Here is a 15,190-nt window from a genome sequence, read left to right on the forward strand (position 1 = left end):
TATCCCGACCAGGGCATCGCCCACCTTAAGCTAAGTTCTGCTGAACACACCGCGCTGATGTCCAAAGGGGTCTCGGTGCAGTCCACGGCCAACGGCACCTTGGGTTCCCCCGAGGTGGGGGCCAATGGGTTCAACTCCTGGGCGGGCGGCTTCAATAGCTGGGCCGGTGGGTTCAATAGCTGGGCGGGTGGCTGGAATAGCTGGGCCGGTGGGAGCAACCTACCCTCCTCCCCTGGAGAAAACAACGCGGTCTTTATGCAGATTCGACTGCCCCAGGCCCATGCCATCGCCCGAAAGTTTGGCGGGGGGGTCAAGGTAGCGGTGGTGGATACCGGGGTGGACACCGGTCATCCGGGTCTGGTGAACAACCTGGTTCCCGCCAGCGAATGGCGCGACTTTATCGAAAACGACAACAACCCCGTGGAGCCCACCGGGGGTTCTGCCTATGGGCACGGCACCGCTGCCGCAGGGCTGGTTTTGCAGGTGGCGCCAAAAGCCAAGATCCTGCCTATCCGCGTGTTGCAGAGCAACGGACAGGGCAACCTGGATCATGTGATTCTGGCCATCAACCATGCGGTGAATTCGGGTGCCCAGATTATCAACCTGTCGCTGGGAACCTTCGACTGGTATCAGCCCTTGGTGGACGCCATTAACTATGCCAACTCCAGAGGGGTCTGGGTGGTGGCCTCGGCAGGGAACACCGGCCAGAAAGACAACATCACCATGCCGGGACGATGGGGCTGGTGGCTCAGCAATGTGGTGGGGGTAGGGAGTGTGGATAGCGACGACCGACTCTCTAACTTCTCTTCGTTCGGAGGGGATGTCTTTACCTGGGCGCCGGGCAACGATGTCTCGAGCCTATATCCCGGTAGTCGCAGCGCGAAGGTTCGCGGCACCTCTTTTGCGGCTCCAATTGTAGCCGGGGCCCTGGCCCTGGCCTACAGCGAAACCACCCACACCTGGGTTCGCAACAACCTCAAAAGCTACTACCTGAATAGTCTGGAGAATGAGAGCATCAGGTACAACTGGTATCGTGTAGATTCGAGCTGGTGCACGGTACCGGGCGGTTGGTGCCACGGTGCAGGCCGGCTGGATGTGGAGCGGTTCCTGCGCAGCCTGCCGGGTTTCAGCCCTGCCTCCAACAGCGGCACGCTGGACTTTGTTCGCAATGGGAGCTTCGAATCTGGAAACACCGACCACTGGAACACCAGCGGCTGGGTGGACTTGTGGGGAGAGTGCTTTACTGGAGCGAAGGGGGCGCGCATCCTTGGCAGCGGAAGCCTCGAGCAGACCCTCAGCGGCCTAACACCCAACACCACCTACGTCCTCAGCGCCTGGGTTAAGGTAGATGGCGAAACCCTCGATCTGGGGGTACGAAACTTCGGTGAAGGTGAGCGAACTGTATCGGTCAAGAAGGGTGACTGGGTTCAACGCACGCTCGAGTTCAAGACGGGCGCCAGCAACACCACCGCCACCATTTTCGTGCGCAAAACCAAGGGATCGGAGGCTGCCTATGCCGACCTGGTCACGGTGGTTCGAAAGTAGGGGGGAGCCATGATTCTGCATTATCCAACGTCACGCAAAGAAGCGATCCTGATCATGGATTCCCGGACTACCCCAACCAGAGCAGTGCGCCACCAGAACTTTCAGGGTGCCTGGAGCAGGCTCTACAAGGCGGGGGATTTGTACCTAGATTTATCGCTAAGAGTAGAGGGCCAGGGTGCAACGCTGGTGGGGCAAGTAATCGCTGAAGCCCAAAAACCGGTGGCGCTGAATGTGGTACTGCACGGGCCGAGTGGGAGCGAGGCCAGTCCGGTCAATGACTATGGCATCTTTCGCCTGAATATCCGGGAAAAAGGCGACCACGTGTTGGAGTTTGACCTGGGGGACGAGGCCTTTATGGTGCCGGGTTTAGAGGTTCTATAGCCCAGCATGAGTGCTGCACCGCACGGGTCAAATCCCGTGCGGTTTTTTTGTAGTAATCGGCGGATGTATTGCTACTGCTTGCTTAGCACCTCGACTCTCGCCAAGCGGGCGTTAAGTGTATCTATACGACTAGAACAAGATAATTGACCACTTAATGGATTGGGATCGCAGCCGATGCGTAACGAATTGGGGGGTTGGATTAAGCAATTTGTCCCGACGTAACGGTCATTTACACCGCTCGAGCCCAAGCATTTTCCTATTGTGGGATTTGAATACTTACCGCAGTCATACGAGGAGAAAATACCGTGATTACCGATAAAACACCCACCCGCCGCGGAGCCATCCTGGTCATGGATTCGCGCAGTGCACTCCCGGCAGTGCGCAACCACAGTCTGAGCGGATCCTGGAGCAAGCTGTACAAGGTAGACAACCACTACCTTGACCTGAGCCTCAAGCTCGAGGGAGCCGAGCCGCTGCTGATTGGTAAGCTGGTCACAGCCGCCCAGGTGGGAGGTTCAGCCCGCTTGATGGCCTGTGACGGGGGTTTGTTGCAGGAAGTGGAACTGAGCGCCTCGGGGATGTTTCGCCTGCCGGTGCCGGCTGCGGGGGTTTATCACCTCGAGATGAGTCTGGGTGAGCAGCAGTTTGTGGTGCGTTCAGTGGATGTCTATTGAGGCCCGGTTCTGCTTGGAATTGGCAAAGGTATTCAGAGGATTCTGGCATGTCTGGGCAAGATCGCATTCCCCGCCGCCTGCGCTTGGCTAAAGTCCCTCCGGAGTCCAAGCTCCGGCGGATGACCTCGCTGCACATGGTGCCCACCCAACTAATCGAGCGGCTGCTGGCTGCCGGGGCCACACCGGCATTTGAGCTGGCCCTAGAGGAATTGCTGCGGGAACTGCCAGGGGTCAAACAAGCTTTTTTGTGGGTGCGGGATGGCCTCAACCGCTTCAGCTTGCAGGCCTTTAGGGGCGTTCCCAAAGGGATGCTCCAGGGGACGGAAGCTGTTTTGGAATCTTCGCTGAAGAGCGCCTACCTGGGTACGCCGGAGGGCTGGCTGGCGGGAGCGGCCCATCTGGACAGCCAGGGCTACCTCCTGCGGCGCATTCTGAGTACGCTTCCTGCCGAGGTCGAACCGCAAGCCGAGGGGCCAATGGTCAATCTTACTGTGCCCCTGGTGGCCAATCGGCAGGTATGGGCGGTGTTGTATCTGTATGGCCTGGCCCAGTCTCTGGGCGAGGCCGAGGTGGGCCTGGTGACGCAGTATGTGGCCGGGGTGGCCCCGATTCTGCGCGAAGTGCACCTGCGCGAAGCCGCCGAACGCCAGTCGTTGTGGCTATCGGCCATCAATACCCTCTTGCGGGCCTCACACGACCAGCCCCTCGAGATCGGTTTACAAGATGCCCTCGAGGAAGCTACCCGCCTCTCTGGAGCAGAAGGGGCCCGCCTGATTGCTTTTGAAGGGCACGCCATCCGCACCCTGGCTCAAGCCGGCTGGGGTTCGGGGTTGCCGGTAGAAGCGGCCATCACCCGCCAGCTAGGCGAACGGCTCAAGAGCGGCCAGCAAGTTGGAATCCCCCGCTACGATTTATACCCGAGCCACCGTCCCGAGCTGGTCGAAGCCGGACTGCGCAGCTTGTTCATCCTGCCCATCCTGCGGCAGAGCAGCGAAGCCAGCGCCCTGCTGCTCTTTAGCACCCAGCAGCACTGGCTGCCCGATGCCCAGACCCAAGAACTCCTCAGCGATATGGCGGCCGCCATCGGGGTGGTGCGGGTTGAATGGACCCTACGGCGCGAGCTGGCCTGGGCTGCCTACACCGACCCCCTGACCGGGCTGGGCAACCGCCGGGCCTTTGAGCGCGATCTGGAAAAGCTGACCACCAGAGCGAACGACCGCACGGTGGTGCTGGTGCTGCTGGACCTGGATGGGTTCAAGGCCATCAACGACACCTACGGGCATGTGCACGCCGACCACGTGCTGGTGCGGCTGGGTGGGGTACTGCGTTCTAGAGCCCGGGCCGGCGACCGGGCCTACCGTTTGGGCGGCGACGAGTTTGCGCTCATCATCGAGGGATCCCCCACCCTCAACCCGTCCCGCACGGCGGAGCGCTACCGTGCGCTGCTAGAGGAAATTCGCGTCTCCGACAATGCCTATTTGCAGGTCAGTCTGGGTTACGCCGTCTACCCTACGGAGGTGCCGGATGTCCAGAGCCTATGGCGCATCGCCGACGATCAGATGTACAAGGACAAAGCCCTGCGCAAAGGCCGGGCCCCGCTATTTGACCCGGCGCTGGAACGGACCGACCCGTTCGTTGGCCTACAGACCCCGCTCTTCCGCATTGCCACCCGACTGGGACAGGTGCTCGAGATGGGGCCTGAGGAGCTACAGATTCTCAAAGCCAGTTGCTATCTGCTACAACTGGCCCTGGGGGAGCTCGAGCCAAGCCCAAGCCTACAGCTCTCCGACCGCCTATTGCGCGAGGCTGCCCAGGTATTAATGTTTGTGCAGAGCCACTGGGATGGCGGCAACCGCCCGCTGGGCTTGGTGGGTGAGCCCATTCCCAGGGCTGCGCGCGTGCTACAAGTGGCCCAACGTTTTACAATGGCCCTCCAAGGGGTTGAAGGCCGTGCCCCTCGCAGTGTGGAAGAGGCCCTGGAAGATATTTCCAAAGAGGCCTGGCAACGGTATGACCCGGTGGTGGTGGAAGCCTTGCGTTCTATTCGGGGCTTTCTGAGCGAAGATTCGGCGGCTTGAGCTCCCGCAAAATGTTCCCATCATTGTGTCTATCTGCCAATTCCCGTATAAGATTGAAGCGTTGAAGCCATGGATGCTATTGAATTGGCCCATTATCTGCTGGACGAGCCGGATCCGGCCAAACGACAGGCGTGTTTGCAGCAGGTTGCGCCAGCGATTGACTTAATTGAAATCCTCAAGACAGAAGTAGACCACCATAAGGACGCGGACACCGCCAGGGCCTTGCTGGCCGGGGAGCGGGCGGTAGAGGCTGCTGCCTATGTACGGAATGCCAAGGCCCGGCCACTGGCCTTGTGGGCCTATGCCCTGGGCCTGACGGTGCGGGGAAACTTTGCCGAGGCCATTCCGGTTTATGAGGAAGCCCGCAAAGGACTGCAAAGTCTGGGTCATGCCGAAGATGCAACCCGTGCGGGGATGCGGCAAATCCAGGCCCTGGCCATCGTGGGGGATATGAACGGAGCGCTGGCTTTGGCAGAGGAAACCCGCGAAGCCTTTATGGGATTGGGTTTGTTTCGAGACGCAGCTTTGGTCAGCGTGAACATCGGCATTATCCATTACCGCTCAGGCCGGATGCCTGAGGCTGAGACCGCCATCCGGTATGCCTTGGAGCAGCTCTCGAGGGTAGGGGATCAGGTCGGACAGGGCAAGGCCCACGGCAACCTGGCCCTGATTTACGAGGCTCAGGATCGCTACCGCGAGGCCGTGCAGCATTACCAGATTGCCCTGGATATTTTTCGCACCCACAACCTGACCGAGGACTTTATTGGGAACAGCGTGAATCTGGCCCTGCTTTATCGCAAGGAGGGCCGCCTGAACCAGGCCCTAGACCTGCTGAGCCGGGTGCGGGCTATGTATGGCAAACTCGATGGCAACCCCAACGCGGCTTTTGCCCAGCTCGAGGAAGCCCGCATCCACCTCGATCTCAACCTGCTGGCCGAAGCCCACAAGCTCTCGCAGGAACTGGTAGAGGTTTTCGCGGCGCGGGGTATGCAGATGGAGCAGGCCGAAGCCCTCACCACCCTGGGCAGCGCCCAGGCCAAACAGGGCAAACTCGAGGAGGCCCGGCAGACCTTGGAACGGGCCAAAGAGGGCTGGTTGTCGCTGGCAAACGCCATCCAGGCTGCTTTGGTGGATGTTTCGGTGGCCTCGCTGTTTTTGGAGTCGGGCCGTCAGGGGCAGATAGCCGCCCTCGAGCAGGCCGTGCTGGTAGCAGGGCGGGCCGTCGAGGTGCTGGGTGAGGTGCCCTCGGCCAAAGCCCTGGGTTTGAGCGTAATGGCTGAAGCCTTGTTGGATTTGGGCAATCGCCCCGGGGCCAAACGCTACTTGGAAGAAGCAGCCTCCCTGGCGGCAGGGCTGGGTATTCCCGACCTGACCATCCGTATCGAGCGGTTGCGCGGTCAGATAGCCTGGCTGGAAAAGCGTACCCAGGAGGCCGAGCAGCACTTCAAGAAAGCCATCGAGCGCCTCGAGGGGGTGCGGGCCAGCCTGCGTGTGGACGAGTTCAAGTCGGCCTACCTCGGCGACAAACTCGAGGTCTACGGGGATCTGGTAAACCTGCTCCTGGATGCCCAGCACCTGCACGAAGCCTTCGAATACGCCGAACGGGCCAAGTCGCGGGCGCTGGTAGACCTGCTGGCCCGCGGGGGTGAAAGCCCGCGTGCTGCCGCCGACCCCGAGGTCGAACGGTTGCAGCGCGAGCTGGCCGAGGCCCGGCAAGAGCTCAATCGGCACTTTCTGGTGGTGGAGGCCGAGTCGGCTGCCGGAACCCGTGGCAGCAGTTGGGAAAAAATGGTCGCCCTCGAGGGGCGGGTCACCCAGCTTATCCGCGAGCTCGAGCGCCTCCAGCCCGAGGCTGCCATGATTGAGAAGGTTCAGGAGTTCCGCCTGCACGACTTGCGGCAGGCCCTAAAGCCCGGCACCATCCTGCTCGAGTACTTCCATACCCGCCAGGGCTTGCTGGCCTTTGTGGTGGAGGGTGAGCAGGTCGAGGTGGTGCGGGGATTGGGCTCCCTTGAACAAGTCCAGCAGCACGTGGAGCAGCTTGAGTTCTTTCTCAACCGGGTGGCACAGGGCGGGGTCATGCTGAAAATATACGGGGAGGAAGCCCTGAAACGCTCGGTAGACGAGCAGCTCAAAGCCCTCTACCGGCTTCTCATCGAACCCATCCCGCTCAAACTCTCCGGCCAGCCCCTCATTATCGTCCCGCACGGGGTGCTCCATGCGGTTCCCTTTGCCGCCCTGTACGATGGCGAGCAGTACCTGCTCGACCGCGCCGAGATTTCCTTATCGCCCAGTGCGGCGGTGTATGCCCTGTGCCGCAAACGCCTTCGCCACGACCAGGGATCACTGGTGGCCTTTGGGGTGCCCGTCGAAAACATTCCGCAGGCCACCCTGGAAGTGGAGCAGATCAGCCAGATTGCCCAAGCCCCCCGTAAGTTTGTGGGGGAGGCGGCCACACTGCAAAACTTCTTCGAAGCTGCACCCCAGGCCGAGGTCTTGCACATCGCAACCCACGGGGCCTTTCGTCCCGACAACCCCATGTTTTCCGGCCTGAGGATGGCCGATGGCTGGCTGGCGGCCCGCGACCTCTACAATCTGCGCCTGGAGGCTGAGTTGGTGGTACTCTCGGCCTGCGAAACAGGTCTGGCCAAGCAGGCCAGTGGCGATGAACTGATGGGCCTGGCTCGAGGTTTTCTCTATGCCGGTGCCCCCTGCCTAATCGCTAGCTTGTGGCCGGTACGCGACGATGCCACCGCCAAATTTATGACTACCTTCTACACCAATCTGCGCTCGGGGATGTCGGTTGCAACGGCCCTGCGCGAGGCCCAACTGGCGCTACGGCAGGAATATCCCAATCCCTATTTCTGGTCGGCGTTTACCGCGACGGGCGATTCGCATCGCACGGTGCAAATCTAATACTGTTTCCGCTTGAATCCTTCACCGCTTCACCGTTAGACGAAGTTAGAGGTGAAGGATTCAAGCCGACCGAAGGGAGTAGAAAAGCATTTCGGTAGTATCGTTTAGGCTTGCCGAAGTGAACGATACTACCGAAATGCGTATAAAATGCCAGACTGCTAGAGCCGATGGTTCGTGCGGAGCTTTCGCGGCTTTACCGACCGCACAATCTTGACAATATCCTACCCCGCCATTAGGCTGTCTCGAGATGATCCTAAGTGCAAAAAAACCCAGCGCCGGGGGGCTCGACTGAGCCAGTCCGCGTAGCTGCGTATCCCCGGCCTGCGAACAACCCGCAGGCTGTTTTTTTATCAAGGACGCTATGGACGAAACCACCTCCGCAAGCCACGAAATCTCGCCCAAGAGAGCGAATGCCGAACCCCGCACGATCGAGATCGTGGACACCACCTTCCGCGATGGGCAGCAGTCGCCGCTTTTGTTCGACACCGAGAAATACCGCTTCAGTCTAGAAGAGAAAAAGCTTCTTTTGGAGGGCCTGATCGAGCTGGGCGTGACCCACTTCGAGTTTTTTTCGCCGGTAGTAGGGGCGGCGGAAGAACAGGACGTACAGGAGTTAATCGCCCATGCCCAAACCCTGACCCATAAACCTTTGCTGTTTTTAGCTCATTGCCGCTGTAACCCCACCGACATCCAGAAGGCGCTCGAGGTCGGCTGCAATGGACTCAACCTTTACCTGGGGGTTTCACCCCTGGCGCAGCAGCACAATGCCCAAAAATCCCTGGAAGAATCGGTTCAACTGGCCCAAGAGGTGATTGGCTCAACCCGCCAGGCCCACCCCGACCTGTACATTCGCTTCAGCGCCGAGGATGCCTTCCGCACCGTGCCAGACGATATGCTTCGCCTCTACGACGCGGTGTATCCCTACGTCAACACCTTCGGCATGCCCGACACCGTGGGCTTGGCCGAACCCGAAGATGTGACCGCTACTGTGAGCCTGTTGCGCCAGCGCTATCCCCAGGCCAGGCTAGAATGCCATTTTCACAACGACCGGGGTTTAGCCCTGGCCAATGTGATGGCTGCGGTACGGGCAGGCGTGCGCTACGTAGATGCCTCCATCTGGGGTCTGGCCGAGCGCTCGGGGATTCCTTCGGTCACGGGCGTGCTGTTCAACCTGTCCAAGCGCTATCCCGAAATTGCGCAAAGGTACAACCTGAGCCAGTGCTATCCCCTCAACGTGCTGATGGCCTCCATCCTTGGTACGCTGGTGCCCTATACCGAGCCGGTCTCGCTCACCAACCGCACCCACACCGCCGGGGTACACCAGAAGGCTGTACTGGGTGAGAAGAAGGTCTACGAGGCCCACCACCTGCACGACTTTGGAGTAGATAAAAACCAACTGCTGTTGGGGCCGTTGTCGGGCTGGAACCTGATTTACTACTATCTGAAGGAAGTGGAAAACTTCGTGATCAACAAGGAGCAGGCCAAGCAGATTGCCCAGGAGTTCAAGGGCCGCACCGCCGAAATTGGGCGCCACAAGAAACCCGAGGAGCTTTTGCTGGAGATTGCTACATCGCACGGCCTCTTGCGCCACACCCTACCCGAGGAGGTGCCCACCGCACGGTTGGAGAACCTGGATTGAATGTTTATGTCAGAGTTTTTGATATTCTTCCACAGAGATACCAATGTCCTTGAGAATTTTGCGAAAGGTGCCCATCGCCAGCTCTCCGCTATGGAATGGAACGACAGTGGTTCGACCGTCGGGGTGCTGATACAAGCGATGTCCACCCTTGGCTTTGCGCTCGACAAATCCAAGACGCACCAGTACGCGGGCCAGCTCACCTGGTCTAGGCGGCATTCACCTCAACCCTTTGGGTTTGAATGTCTTCTGGGAACGGTTGACCATCTTCTTGTAGCACTTCCAAGACCAGCTCGAGGGCCTCTTTTGCGTTTTGGATGGCCTCTTCCGGCGAGTAACCCCACGAGTGGGCCCCATGGACAGACGGAAACTCTGCCAGCCACTTTCCGGGCTCCTCGGGATCCTCAAAAACCACCACCGTGTACTGGCGCATGGCTTCATTATAGTGGCAGGAGGTTGCGATGGGCCTAACTTTAGCCGAGAAAATCCTTTCCAAACGGGCAGGCCGCGAGGTGCGGGCGGGCGAGCTGGTGGTGGTGGAGGTAGACCAGGTGATGGTGGTGGACTCCATCGCCGGGAGCTTTTTCAAACGCCTGGAGGAGCTTCAGGCCACCCCGCGCTTCCCCCACAAGGTAGCCATTGTGATTGACCACGTGGCCCCCGCCGCCAATGTGGAGGTGGCCAAGGCCCAGAAGGAAATTCGGGCCTGGGGTAACCGGTACGGCTGTCCGGTGTTCGACGTGGGGCGCGGGATTTGCCACCAGGTGCTGGTGGAGGAGCGCCTGGCCTTGCCTGGGGGCATTGTGCTGGGCTCGGACAGCCACTCCACCACCTACGGCGGTATCGGCTGCTTTGGTACCGGCATGGGGGCTACCGATATCGCCCTGGCAGCGGCCTCGGGGCGCACCTGGCTGCGGGTGCCGGAAACGGTCAAGGTAACCTTTCGGGGGCAGCTTGCGCCGGGCACCACCGCCAAGGATGCGGCCCTCGAGATGGTTCGGGTGCTCACAGCCGACGGCGCGACCTACATGAGCATCGAGATGCACCTGCTGGATGGGGCCGAGTCCCTGACCCGTAGCCAGCGCCTGACCCTGGCCAACCTGACGGTGGAGGCGGGGGCCAAGTGCGGCTTGGTGCTGCCCAGCGGCGAGATTCTAGATCTGTACGAGGTGCCCGGGTGGCTTTACCCCGATCCCGATGCAGTTTACGCGCGTGAGGTCGAGATTGATCTGGCCGCGCTCACCCCCCGCGTCTCGGTGCCTTTCTACGTAGACAACGTGGAGGAAGTTTCGGCAGTGCGCGGCAAGCGGGTGGATCAGGTTTTTGTGGGCACCTGCACCAACGGGCGGCTGGACGACCTGCACGAGGTGGCCGCCATTTTGAAAGGGCGCAAAGTGGCGCTGGGTGTGCGGATGCTGATTATTCCTGCCTCGTCGCAGGTGCTGGAAGAGGCCGCTGCCGACGGAACTTTGCTCACCCTGCTGCAGGCGGGTGCGACACTGGGTACACCCGGCTGCGGGCCGTGCATGGGGCGACACCAGGGTGTGCTGGCCCCCGGCGAGGTGTGCGTGAGTACCTCCAACCGCAACTTCAAAGGGCGGATGGGCGCGGCGGACGCGGAGATTTACCTGGCTTCGCCACGGGTTGCAGCAGCGACGGCGGTGGCGGGATTTATTACCACCCCGGAGGAACTGCCCGAGCTCGAGGGACAAACGTCGCAGGTTTGAAGACATGGGTTTGTCGGTTTCGTACTGTACCTTGCAGCGCTTCCTCGACCACTGGGACGGGGTACGGATGGTCACGCTCAAGCTGCTGGCCTGCTTCGATGAGGCCGACCTGCGGCGCAACCTGTGGCAGGGTTCCCGTACGGTAGGCGAGATGTTTCACCACATCGGCGGGCACCAGTTCTATGCGGCGCGAGGGCTGCTCAAGGGGCAGTGGGAACCCAGCGGGACGTTGGAAGAGAGCCCCGACGCCGACTGGGATCTGCACAAGCACCTGACTATCTACAAGGTAGAGACCCTGCACCGCTGGCTCGAGAGCGTTCACCAGCGGGTGCACCTCTGGGCGGCAGAAGTGCCCGAATCCCGCCTGAGCGATTTCGTGCCCGATAACCCCTGGCACGAGGGGATGCGCGGCTGGTTGCTCTTGCAACATGCCTACCAGGACGAGGTGCACCACCGGGGGCAGCTCTATATGTTCGCTCGGCAGCTTGGGCGCATCCCGCCCGATGTGTTCGCGGTAGACCATCCCGATTACTGGGAGCAAAGGAAGTGGAGATAATGGCTCGAGTCTGGAAATTTGGCGATTCCATCAACACCGACGACATCCTACCGGGCAAGTATGCCCCCTTTATGGTGGGAGAGGATAAGTTCCATACCTATGCTTTCGCCCATCTTCGTCCCGATTTCGCACCGAACTTCAAACCGGGCGATATCTTGGTCGCAGGTAAAAACACCGGCCTGGGCAGCAGCCGCGAGTATGCCCCGGAGGCGCTGCGCAAGCTGGGCCTGAAGGCCATCATCGCCAAGAGCTACGCACGGATTTTCTACCGCAATCTGGTGAACCTGGGCATCATGCCCTTCGAAGCGCCCGAGGTGGTGGAGGCTTTGCAGGATGGCGACGAGGTAGAACTGGAATTCGAACAGGGGGTTCTCCGACGCGGGGCCGAGACCTTCCGGCTCACGCCGCCGCCCGCTTTCCTGCTGGAAGCCCTGAAAGAAGGCAGTATTCTGGCGTACTACCGCAAATACGGGCGGTTTCCCGGCGAAGGGGCGGGGGGGTAAACTGGGGAGGTTGAGGGTTGTGATGGAAGACCTAAAAGTGATATGCCCGGTGTGTGGCGAACCCAACTACGTCCCAGCCGAAGACCAGGAAGAATTCACGCCAGACGACTACTTTGAATGTGAGTCCTGCGGTTCGTACCTGCAAATCCTCTCCACCGACCCCCTGGAAGTGGTGGTTCTCGAGGATGGCGAGGAGGGGCTTTTTGTAGACTGCCCCGAATGTGGCCTGACCTTCGAGGTGGATAGGGGTGAGGAAGAAGTGGTATGCCCCGAGTGCGGGCATCGTTTCGCTCCAGACTGGTCGGATATGGAGGAGGACGAAGAGGATATAGACTACCGTGGGTAACCGATGGACGATGGCGGATGGTGATCGTCTCACTGTTTAGCAACACGAACCAAACCCAAAGGAGAAACCATGACAGCCGAATGTGTGGAATGTGGAAGCCCCATTGAGATGAGCAACCCGGAGTTGGGAGAACTGGTGGTCTGCGATACCTGTGGCGCTGAGCTCGAGGTGGTGAGCCTTTCGCCCCTCAAGCTACAAGCCGCCCCCGAGGAAGCGGAGGACTGGGGAGAATAAAGGCGGAGGAAAGAGGAAGGAGAAAAGGGAAAGGTTAGTGCTTTTGACTTTGCTTTTCGCTTTCCTCCCAACTGCGAACCACCTTAAAGCCTCCTCCACAACACTATGCTCGCAATCCTATACGACCGTATCCGCCCCGACGAGGAGATGCTCTTCAAGGCTGCCGAGGGCTTGGGCATTCCCTTCAAGAAGGTCTATGCCAAGCAGCTACCCATGAGGCTGGGGCAGCGACCCCCCGAACTGGAGGGGGTGACCACTGCCGTCGAGCGGCTGGTGAGCCAGAGCAAGGGTCTGGCGGTCTCGCGCTACCTGACCTCGCTGGGGATTCCGGTGGTGAACCGGCCTGAGGTGATCGAGGTCTGCGGCGACAAGTGGGCTACCAGTTGCGCCCTCGAGGCCGCCGGGGTGCCCCAACCCCAAACCGCCCTGGCCCTCGAGTCCGAAGAGGCCCTGAAGCTAATTGAGCAGATGGGCTACCCTGTCGTGATGAAGCCGGTGGTGGGGAGCTGGGGCCGCCTGCTCTCGCTCATCCGCGACCGCGATGCTGCCGAGACAGTGTTGGAGCATAAAGAGGTGCTGGGCGGCTACCAGCACCAGCTCTACTATGTGCAAGAACTGGTGGACAAGGGGGGGCGCGACATCCGGGCCTTTGTGGTGGGCGAGACCTGCATTGGGGCCATTTACCGCAGCTCGGCCCACTGGATCACCAACACGGCCAGGGGCGGCAAGGCCTCCAAGTGCGAAGTCACCCCCGAGCTGGCCGAGATTGCGGTGCGGGCCGCAAAAGCGGTGGGGGGCGGGGTGGTGGCCATTGACCTCTTCGAGTCACCTAGGGGTTTGCTGGTGAACGAGGTCAACCACACCATGGAGTTCAAAAACTCGGTCTCGACCACGGGTGTGGACATTCCGGCCAAAATTTTGCAGCACGCCTGGAGCATCCGCCTGCAATAAGCGTTTCCAATGCAAACTGCAATAATACTGTTTCCGCTTGAATCCTTCAGCGTTGGACGCAGTCAGAGGTGAAGGATTCAAGCCGACCGAAGGGAGTAGAAAAGCATTTCGGCAGTATCGTTTAGGCTCTCAAAAGTGAACGATATTGCCGAAATGCGTATAAGGCTGGCGGTACATACAAAACCGCCAGCGCTTGCTTTGCTCACAACTGCAACCAAGCCGTATGGGCTTCTGCGCTTTTCTGGTGCCAAGGGGCGGAATCGAACCGCCGACACTGCGATTTTCAGTCGCATGCTCTACCGACTGAGCTACCTTGGCATAGTTTGCGCCGAAGCAGTTCATGGCACGGCGCAGATTTGGCGCTCCGGACGGGACTTGAACCCGCGATCTCCCACGTGACAGGCGGGTATGTTAACCAACTACACCACCGGAGCAGGTTGTAGCGCAGCGTCGGAGTCGTCCGAACGGGCACATAGGATAATAGCGGCTGGCCTATTGGGTGTCAAGCATGATGACCTGGAAAGAAGTACTCGCCAAGCACCAAACCCTGCGGGGGATAGGCCCACACAGCCTCTTGGTGGATCGGGGCGAGTCCGGCTATAAAAACCGCTTCCTGCCCGATGGCTCCATCCTGTATCCGGGCGAGGGGCTCTCGGGAAACCAGCAGCCAACGGGGGGAAACCGGATTCTGCTTCGGGCCCTGGCTGCCCACACCCCCTTGCGGGTGTACCGGCGTGAGCGAACCAACTGCTGGCGCGACTGCGGCTGGTTTCTTGTAGAAAGCGTGGAGTATCGGTGGGAAGAGTCCGAGCGCCGCTATGTGTACTGGTTCCGGTTGGTTCCGTTAAAGGCCGCGACCTGAGCCAAAAAGGCCCTAAGCTTGTGGGGGTCTTTGAGCCGGGGGGTGCTCTCCACCCCGCTGCTCACGTCCACGGCGTAGGGGACTAACTCCAGGGCCGCGGGCAGATTCTCGGGCGTTAGGCCTCCGGCGATAATCAGCCGGGGGTGTTGCCGGAGCGGCGCGATCCAGTCCAGCGGGTATGTCTGTCCGCTGCCGGGGCGTGCTCCATCTACCATGAGGGCATCGGCGGGGTAGCTGAGCCAGTCGGGCCGGGCCGGGCCCTTCAGCTTGAAGGCCTTGATGACCGGGTAGAAGCGGCGGATACGCTCGGCCCATTCGGGGGGTTCGTGGCCGTGGAGCTGGGCTACCTGGAGCCGGGCAGCTTCCATCTGCTCTAACACCTCTTCGGGTGGGGTATCCACAAAGACCCCGACCCGAACGACAAAAGGCCCCAGGGCGGTGCTGATGGGCCGAATTTGTGCGGGCTCGAGGTAGCGCGGGGTTTTAGGGGCCAGAATGAAGCCCAGGGCCCAGGCCCCGAGCTGCTCGGCCAGCAGGGCGTCTTCTAGGCGAGTAATCCCACAGATCTTGGCGCGTACCACTGGTTTAGTGTCGCATACTTTGCCATTACTGCAATCATCTAGCTGGCTCAAAGTAACGGGGGAATAACGGCAAGTATGCGATATAACTGTGGGTAGAGCTTTGCTCAGGAGGTGGGCCGGTGAAGATATCTCGTGTGTGGATGCTGCTGGTGGTTGCTGTGTTGGCCTCTTGTGGGGATGGGGGCCCCGCCTCGGGCAGC

Annotated in this window: 16 protein-coding genes and 2 tRNA genes; 13 read left to right on the forward strand and 5 right to left on the reverse strand. The window is 60.4% G+C overall.

Annotated elements, in window-relative coordinates; genetic code table 11:
* Window positions 1-57: 57 nt before the first annotated feature.
* From WKI89_RS09865 to WKI89_RS09890, 6 genes are all read left to right on the forward strand, one after another.
* Complete coding sequence (locus WKI89_RS09865; RefSeq protein WP_337869221.1) at window positions 58-1,545, forward strand: S8 family serine peptidase; 1,488 nt, start codon at window positions 58-60, stop codon at window positions 1,543-1,545.
* Between the two features lie 54 nt (window positions 1,546-1,599).
* On the forward strand, window positions 1,600-1,926 hold the full coding sequence (locus WKI89_RS09870) for a hypothetical protein (RefSeq protein WP_337869222.1): 327 nt from the start codon (window positions 1,600-1,602) through the stop codon (window positions 1,924-1,926).
* A gap of 305 nt (window positions 1,927-2,231) precedes the next feature.
* The gene (locus WKI89_RS09875) at window positions 2,232-2,600 is read left to right on the forward strand and encodes a hypothetical protein (protein ID WP_337869224.1); all 369 of its coding nucleotides are present in this window, start codon (window positions 2,232-2,234) and stop codon (window positions 2,598-2,600) included.
* 47 nt (window positions 2,601-2,647) lie between these two features.
* Complete coding sequence (locus WKI89_RS09880) at window positions 2,648-4,678, forward strand: diguanylate cyclase (RefSeq protein ID WP_337869226.1); 2,031 nt, start codon at window positions 2,648-2,650, stop codon at window positions 4,676-4,678.
* Between the two features lie 69 nt (window positions 4,679-4,747).
* A complete protein-coding gene (locus WKI89_RS09885) occupies window positions 4,748-7,594 on the forward strand; it encodes a CHAT domain-containing protein (protein WP_337869228.1) in 2,847 nt (948 codons plus the stop codon).
* Between the two features lie 361 nt (window positions 7,595-7,955).
* Complete coding sequence (locus tag WKI89_RS09890) at window positions 7,956-9,233, forward strand: LeuA family protein (RefSeq protein ID WP_337869230.1); 1,278 nt, start codon at window positions 7,956-7,958, stop codon at window positions 9,231-9,233.
* Window positions 9,234-9,242: 9 nt separating this feature from the next.
* On the opposite strand, the gene WKI89_RS09895 is transcribed toward WKI89_RS09890, so the two are convergent.
* Together WKI89_RS09895 and WKI89_RS09900 are read right to left on the reverse strand one after the other, a co-directional pair.
* Window positions 9,243-9,449, reverse strand: a complete 207-nt coding sequence (locus WKI89_RS09895) for a type II toxin-antitoxin system HicA family toxin (RefSeq protein WP_337869231.1) — start codon at window positions 9,447-9,449, stop codon at window positions 9,243-9,245.
* On the reverse strand, window positions 9,439-9,663 hold the full coding sequence (locus tag WKI89_RS09900) for a type II toxin-antitoxin system HicB family antitoxin (RefSeq protein WP_337869232.1): 225 nt from the start codon (window positions 9,661-9,663) through the stop codon (window positions 9,439-9,441). The genes WKI89_RS09895 and WKI89_RS09900 overlap by 11 nt, the downstream gene beginning before the upstream one ends.
* A 28-nt stretch (window positions 9,664-9,691) precedes the next feature.
* Between WKI89_RS09900 and WKI89_RS09905 the strand changes: the two genes are divergently transcribed.
* From WKI89_RS09905 to lysX, 6 genes are all read left to right on the forward strand, one after another.
* Window positions 9,692-10,957, forward strand: a complete 1,266-nt coding sequence (locus WKI89_RS09905) for a 3-isopropylmalate dehydratase large subunit (protein WP_337869234.1) — start codon at window positions 9,692-9,694, stop codon at window positions 10,955-10,957.
* Between the two features lie 4 nt (window positions 10,958-10,961).
* Window positions 10,962-11,513: a DinB family protein gene (locus tag WKI89_RS09910; protein ID WP_337869236.1), complete on the forward strand. Its 552-nt coding sequence runs from the start codon at window positions 10,962-10,964 to the stop codon at window positions 11,511-11,513.
* Window positions 11,513-12,016 carry a homoaconitate hydratase gene (locus WKI89_RS09915; RefSeq protein WP_337869237.1) on the forward strand — a complete coding sequence of 168 codons (504 nt, stop codon included), beginning with the start codon at window positions 11,513-11,515 and terminating at the stop codon, window positions 12,014-12,016. Before WKI89_RS09910 ends, WKI89_RS09915 begins: the two co-directional genes overlap by 1 nt.
* Window positions 12,017-12,038: 22 nt before the next feature.
* On the forward strand, window positions 12,039-12,362 hold the full coding sequence (locus tag WKI89_RS09920) for a paraquat-inducible protein A (RefSeq protein ID WP_337869238.1): 324 nt from the start codon (window positions 12,039-12,041) through the stop codon (window positions 12,360-12,362).
* A gap of 69 nt (window positions 12,363-12,431) precedes the next feature.
* The gene (gene lysW, locus WKI89_RS09925; RefSeq protein WP_337869240.1) at window positions 12,432-12,596 is read left to right on the forward strand and encodes a lysine biosynthesis protein LysW; all 165 of its coding nucleotides are present in this window, start codon (window positions 12,432-12,434) and stop codon (window positions 12,594-12,596) included.
* Between the two features lie 105 nt (window positions 12,597-12,701).
* Window positions 12,702-13,547 carry a lysine biosynthesis protein LysX gene (gene lysX / locus WKI89_RS09930; protein WP_337869242.1) on the forward strand — a complete coding sequence of 282 codons (846 nt, stop codon included), beginning with the start codon at window positions 12,702-12,704 and terminating at the stop codon, window positions 13,545-13,547.
* Between the two features lie 242 nt (window positions 13,548-13,789).
* Here the strand turns inward: lysX and WKI89_RS09935 are convergent.
* Both WKI89_RS09935 and WKI89_RS09940 read right to left on the reverse strand, forming a co-directional pair.
* Window positions 13,790-13,865 (reverse strand) — tRNA-Phe (locus tag WKI89_RS09935).
* A gap of 39 nt (window positions 13,866-13,904) precedes the next feature.
* A tRNA-Asp gene (locus tag WKI89_RS09940) sits at window positions 13,905-13,981 on the reverse strand.
* Between the two features lie 74 nt (window positions 13,982-14,055).
* Between WKI89_RS09940 and WKI89_RS09945 the strand changes: the two genes are divergently transcribed.
* On the forward strand, window positions 14,056-14,409 hold the full coding sequence (locus tag WKI89_RS09945; protein WP_337869244.1) for a hypothetical protein: 354 nt from the start codon (window positions 14,056-14,058) through the stop codon (window positions 14,407-14,409).
* Here WKI89_RS09945 and WKI89_RS09950 read toward each other — a convergent pair.
* Window positions 14,364-14,990 (reverse strand): phosphoribosylanthranilate isomerase, encoded by a 627-nt coding sequence (locus tag WKI89_RS09950; protein ID WP_337869246.1) that lies wholly within the window; start codon window positions 14,988-14,990, stop codon window positions 14,364-14,366. The genes WKI89_RS09945 and WKI89_RS09950 overlap by 46 nt on opposite strands.
* Window positions 14,991-15,190: the final 200 nt, after the last annotated feature.

The organism is Meiothermus sp., from assembly GCF_037443965.1.
Classification (GTDB): Bacteria; Deinococcota; Deinococci; order Deinococcales; family Thermaceae; genus Meiothermus.

What these genes read in the sequence shown, in the direction of transcription:
- WKI89_RS09865 (WP_337869221.1), top strand. Translation starts at nt 58, where the DNA reads ATGTCCAAAGGGGTCTCGGTGCAGTCCACGGCCAACGGCACCTTGGGT.
- WKI89_RS09870 (WP_337869222.1), top strand. Translation starts at nt 1,600, where the DNA reads ATGGATTCCCGGACTACCCCAACCAGAGCAGTGCGCCACCAGAACTTT.
- WKI89_RS09880 (WP_337869226.1), top strand. Translation starts at nt 2,648, where the DNA reads ATGTCTGGGCAAGATCGCATTCCCCGCCGCCTGCGCTTGGCTAAAGTC.
- WKI89_RS09885 (WP_337869228.1), top strand. Translation starts at nt 4,748, where the DNA reads ATGGATGCTATTGAATTGGCCCATTATCTGCTGGACGAGCCGGATCCG.
- WKI89_RS09890 (WP_337869230.1), top strand. Translation starts at nt 7,956, where the DNA reads ATGGACGAAACCACCTCCGCAAGCCACGAAATCTCGCCCAAGAGAGCG.
- WKI89_RS09895 (WP_337869231.1), bottom strand. Translation starts at nt 9,449, where the DNA reads ATGCCGCCTAGACCAGGTGAGCTGGCCCGCGTACTGGTGCGTCTTGGA.
- WKI89_RS09900 (WP_337869232.1), bottom strand. Translation starts at nt 9,663, where the DNA reads ATGCGCCAGTACACGGTGGTGGTTTTTGAGGATCCCGAGGAGCCCGGA.
- WKI89_RS09905 (WP_337869234.1), top strand. Translation starts at nt 9,692, where the DNA reads ATGGGCCTAACTTTAGCCGAGAAAATCCTTTCCAAACGGGCAGGCCGC.
- WKI89_RS09910 (WP_337869236.1), top strand. Translation starts at nt 10,962, where the DNA reads ATGGGTTTGTCGGTTTCGTACTGTACCTTGCAGCGCTTCCTCGACCAC.
- WKI89_RS09915 (WP_337869237.1), top strand. Translation starts at nt 11,513, where the DNA reads ATGGCTCGAGTCTGGAAATTTGGCGATTCCATCAACACCGACGACATC.
- WKI89_RS09920 (WP_337869238.1), top strand. Translation starts at nt 12,039, where the DNA reads ATGGAAGACCTAAAAGTGATATGCCCGGTGTGTGGCGAACCCAACTAC.
- lysW (WP_337869240.1), top strand. Translation starts at nt 12,432, where the DNA reads ATGACAGCCGAATGTGTGGAATGTGGAAGCCCCATTGAGATGAGCAAC.
- lysX (WP_337869242.1), top strand. Translation starts at nt 12,702, where the DNA reads ATGCTCGCAATCCTATACGACCGTATCCGCCCCGACGAGGAGATGCTC.
- WKI89_RS09945 (WP_337869244.1), top strand. Translation starts at nt 14,056, where the DNA reads ATGATGACCTGGAAAGAAGTACTCGCCAAGCACCAAACCCTGCGGGGG.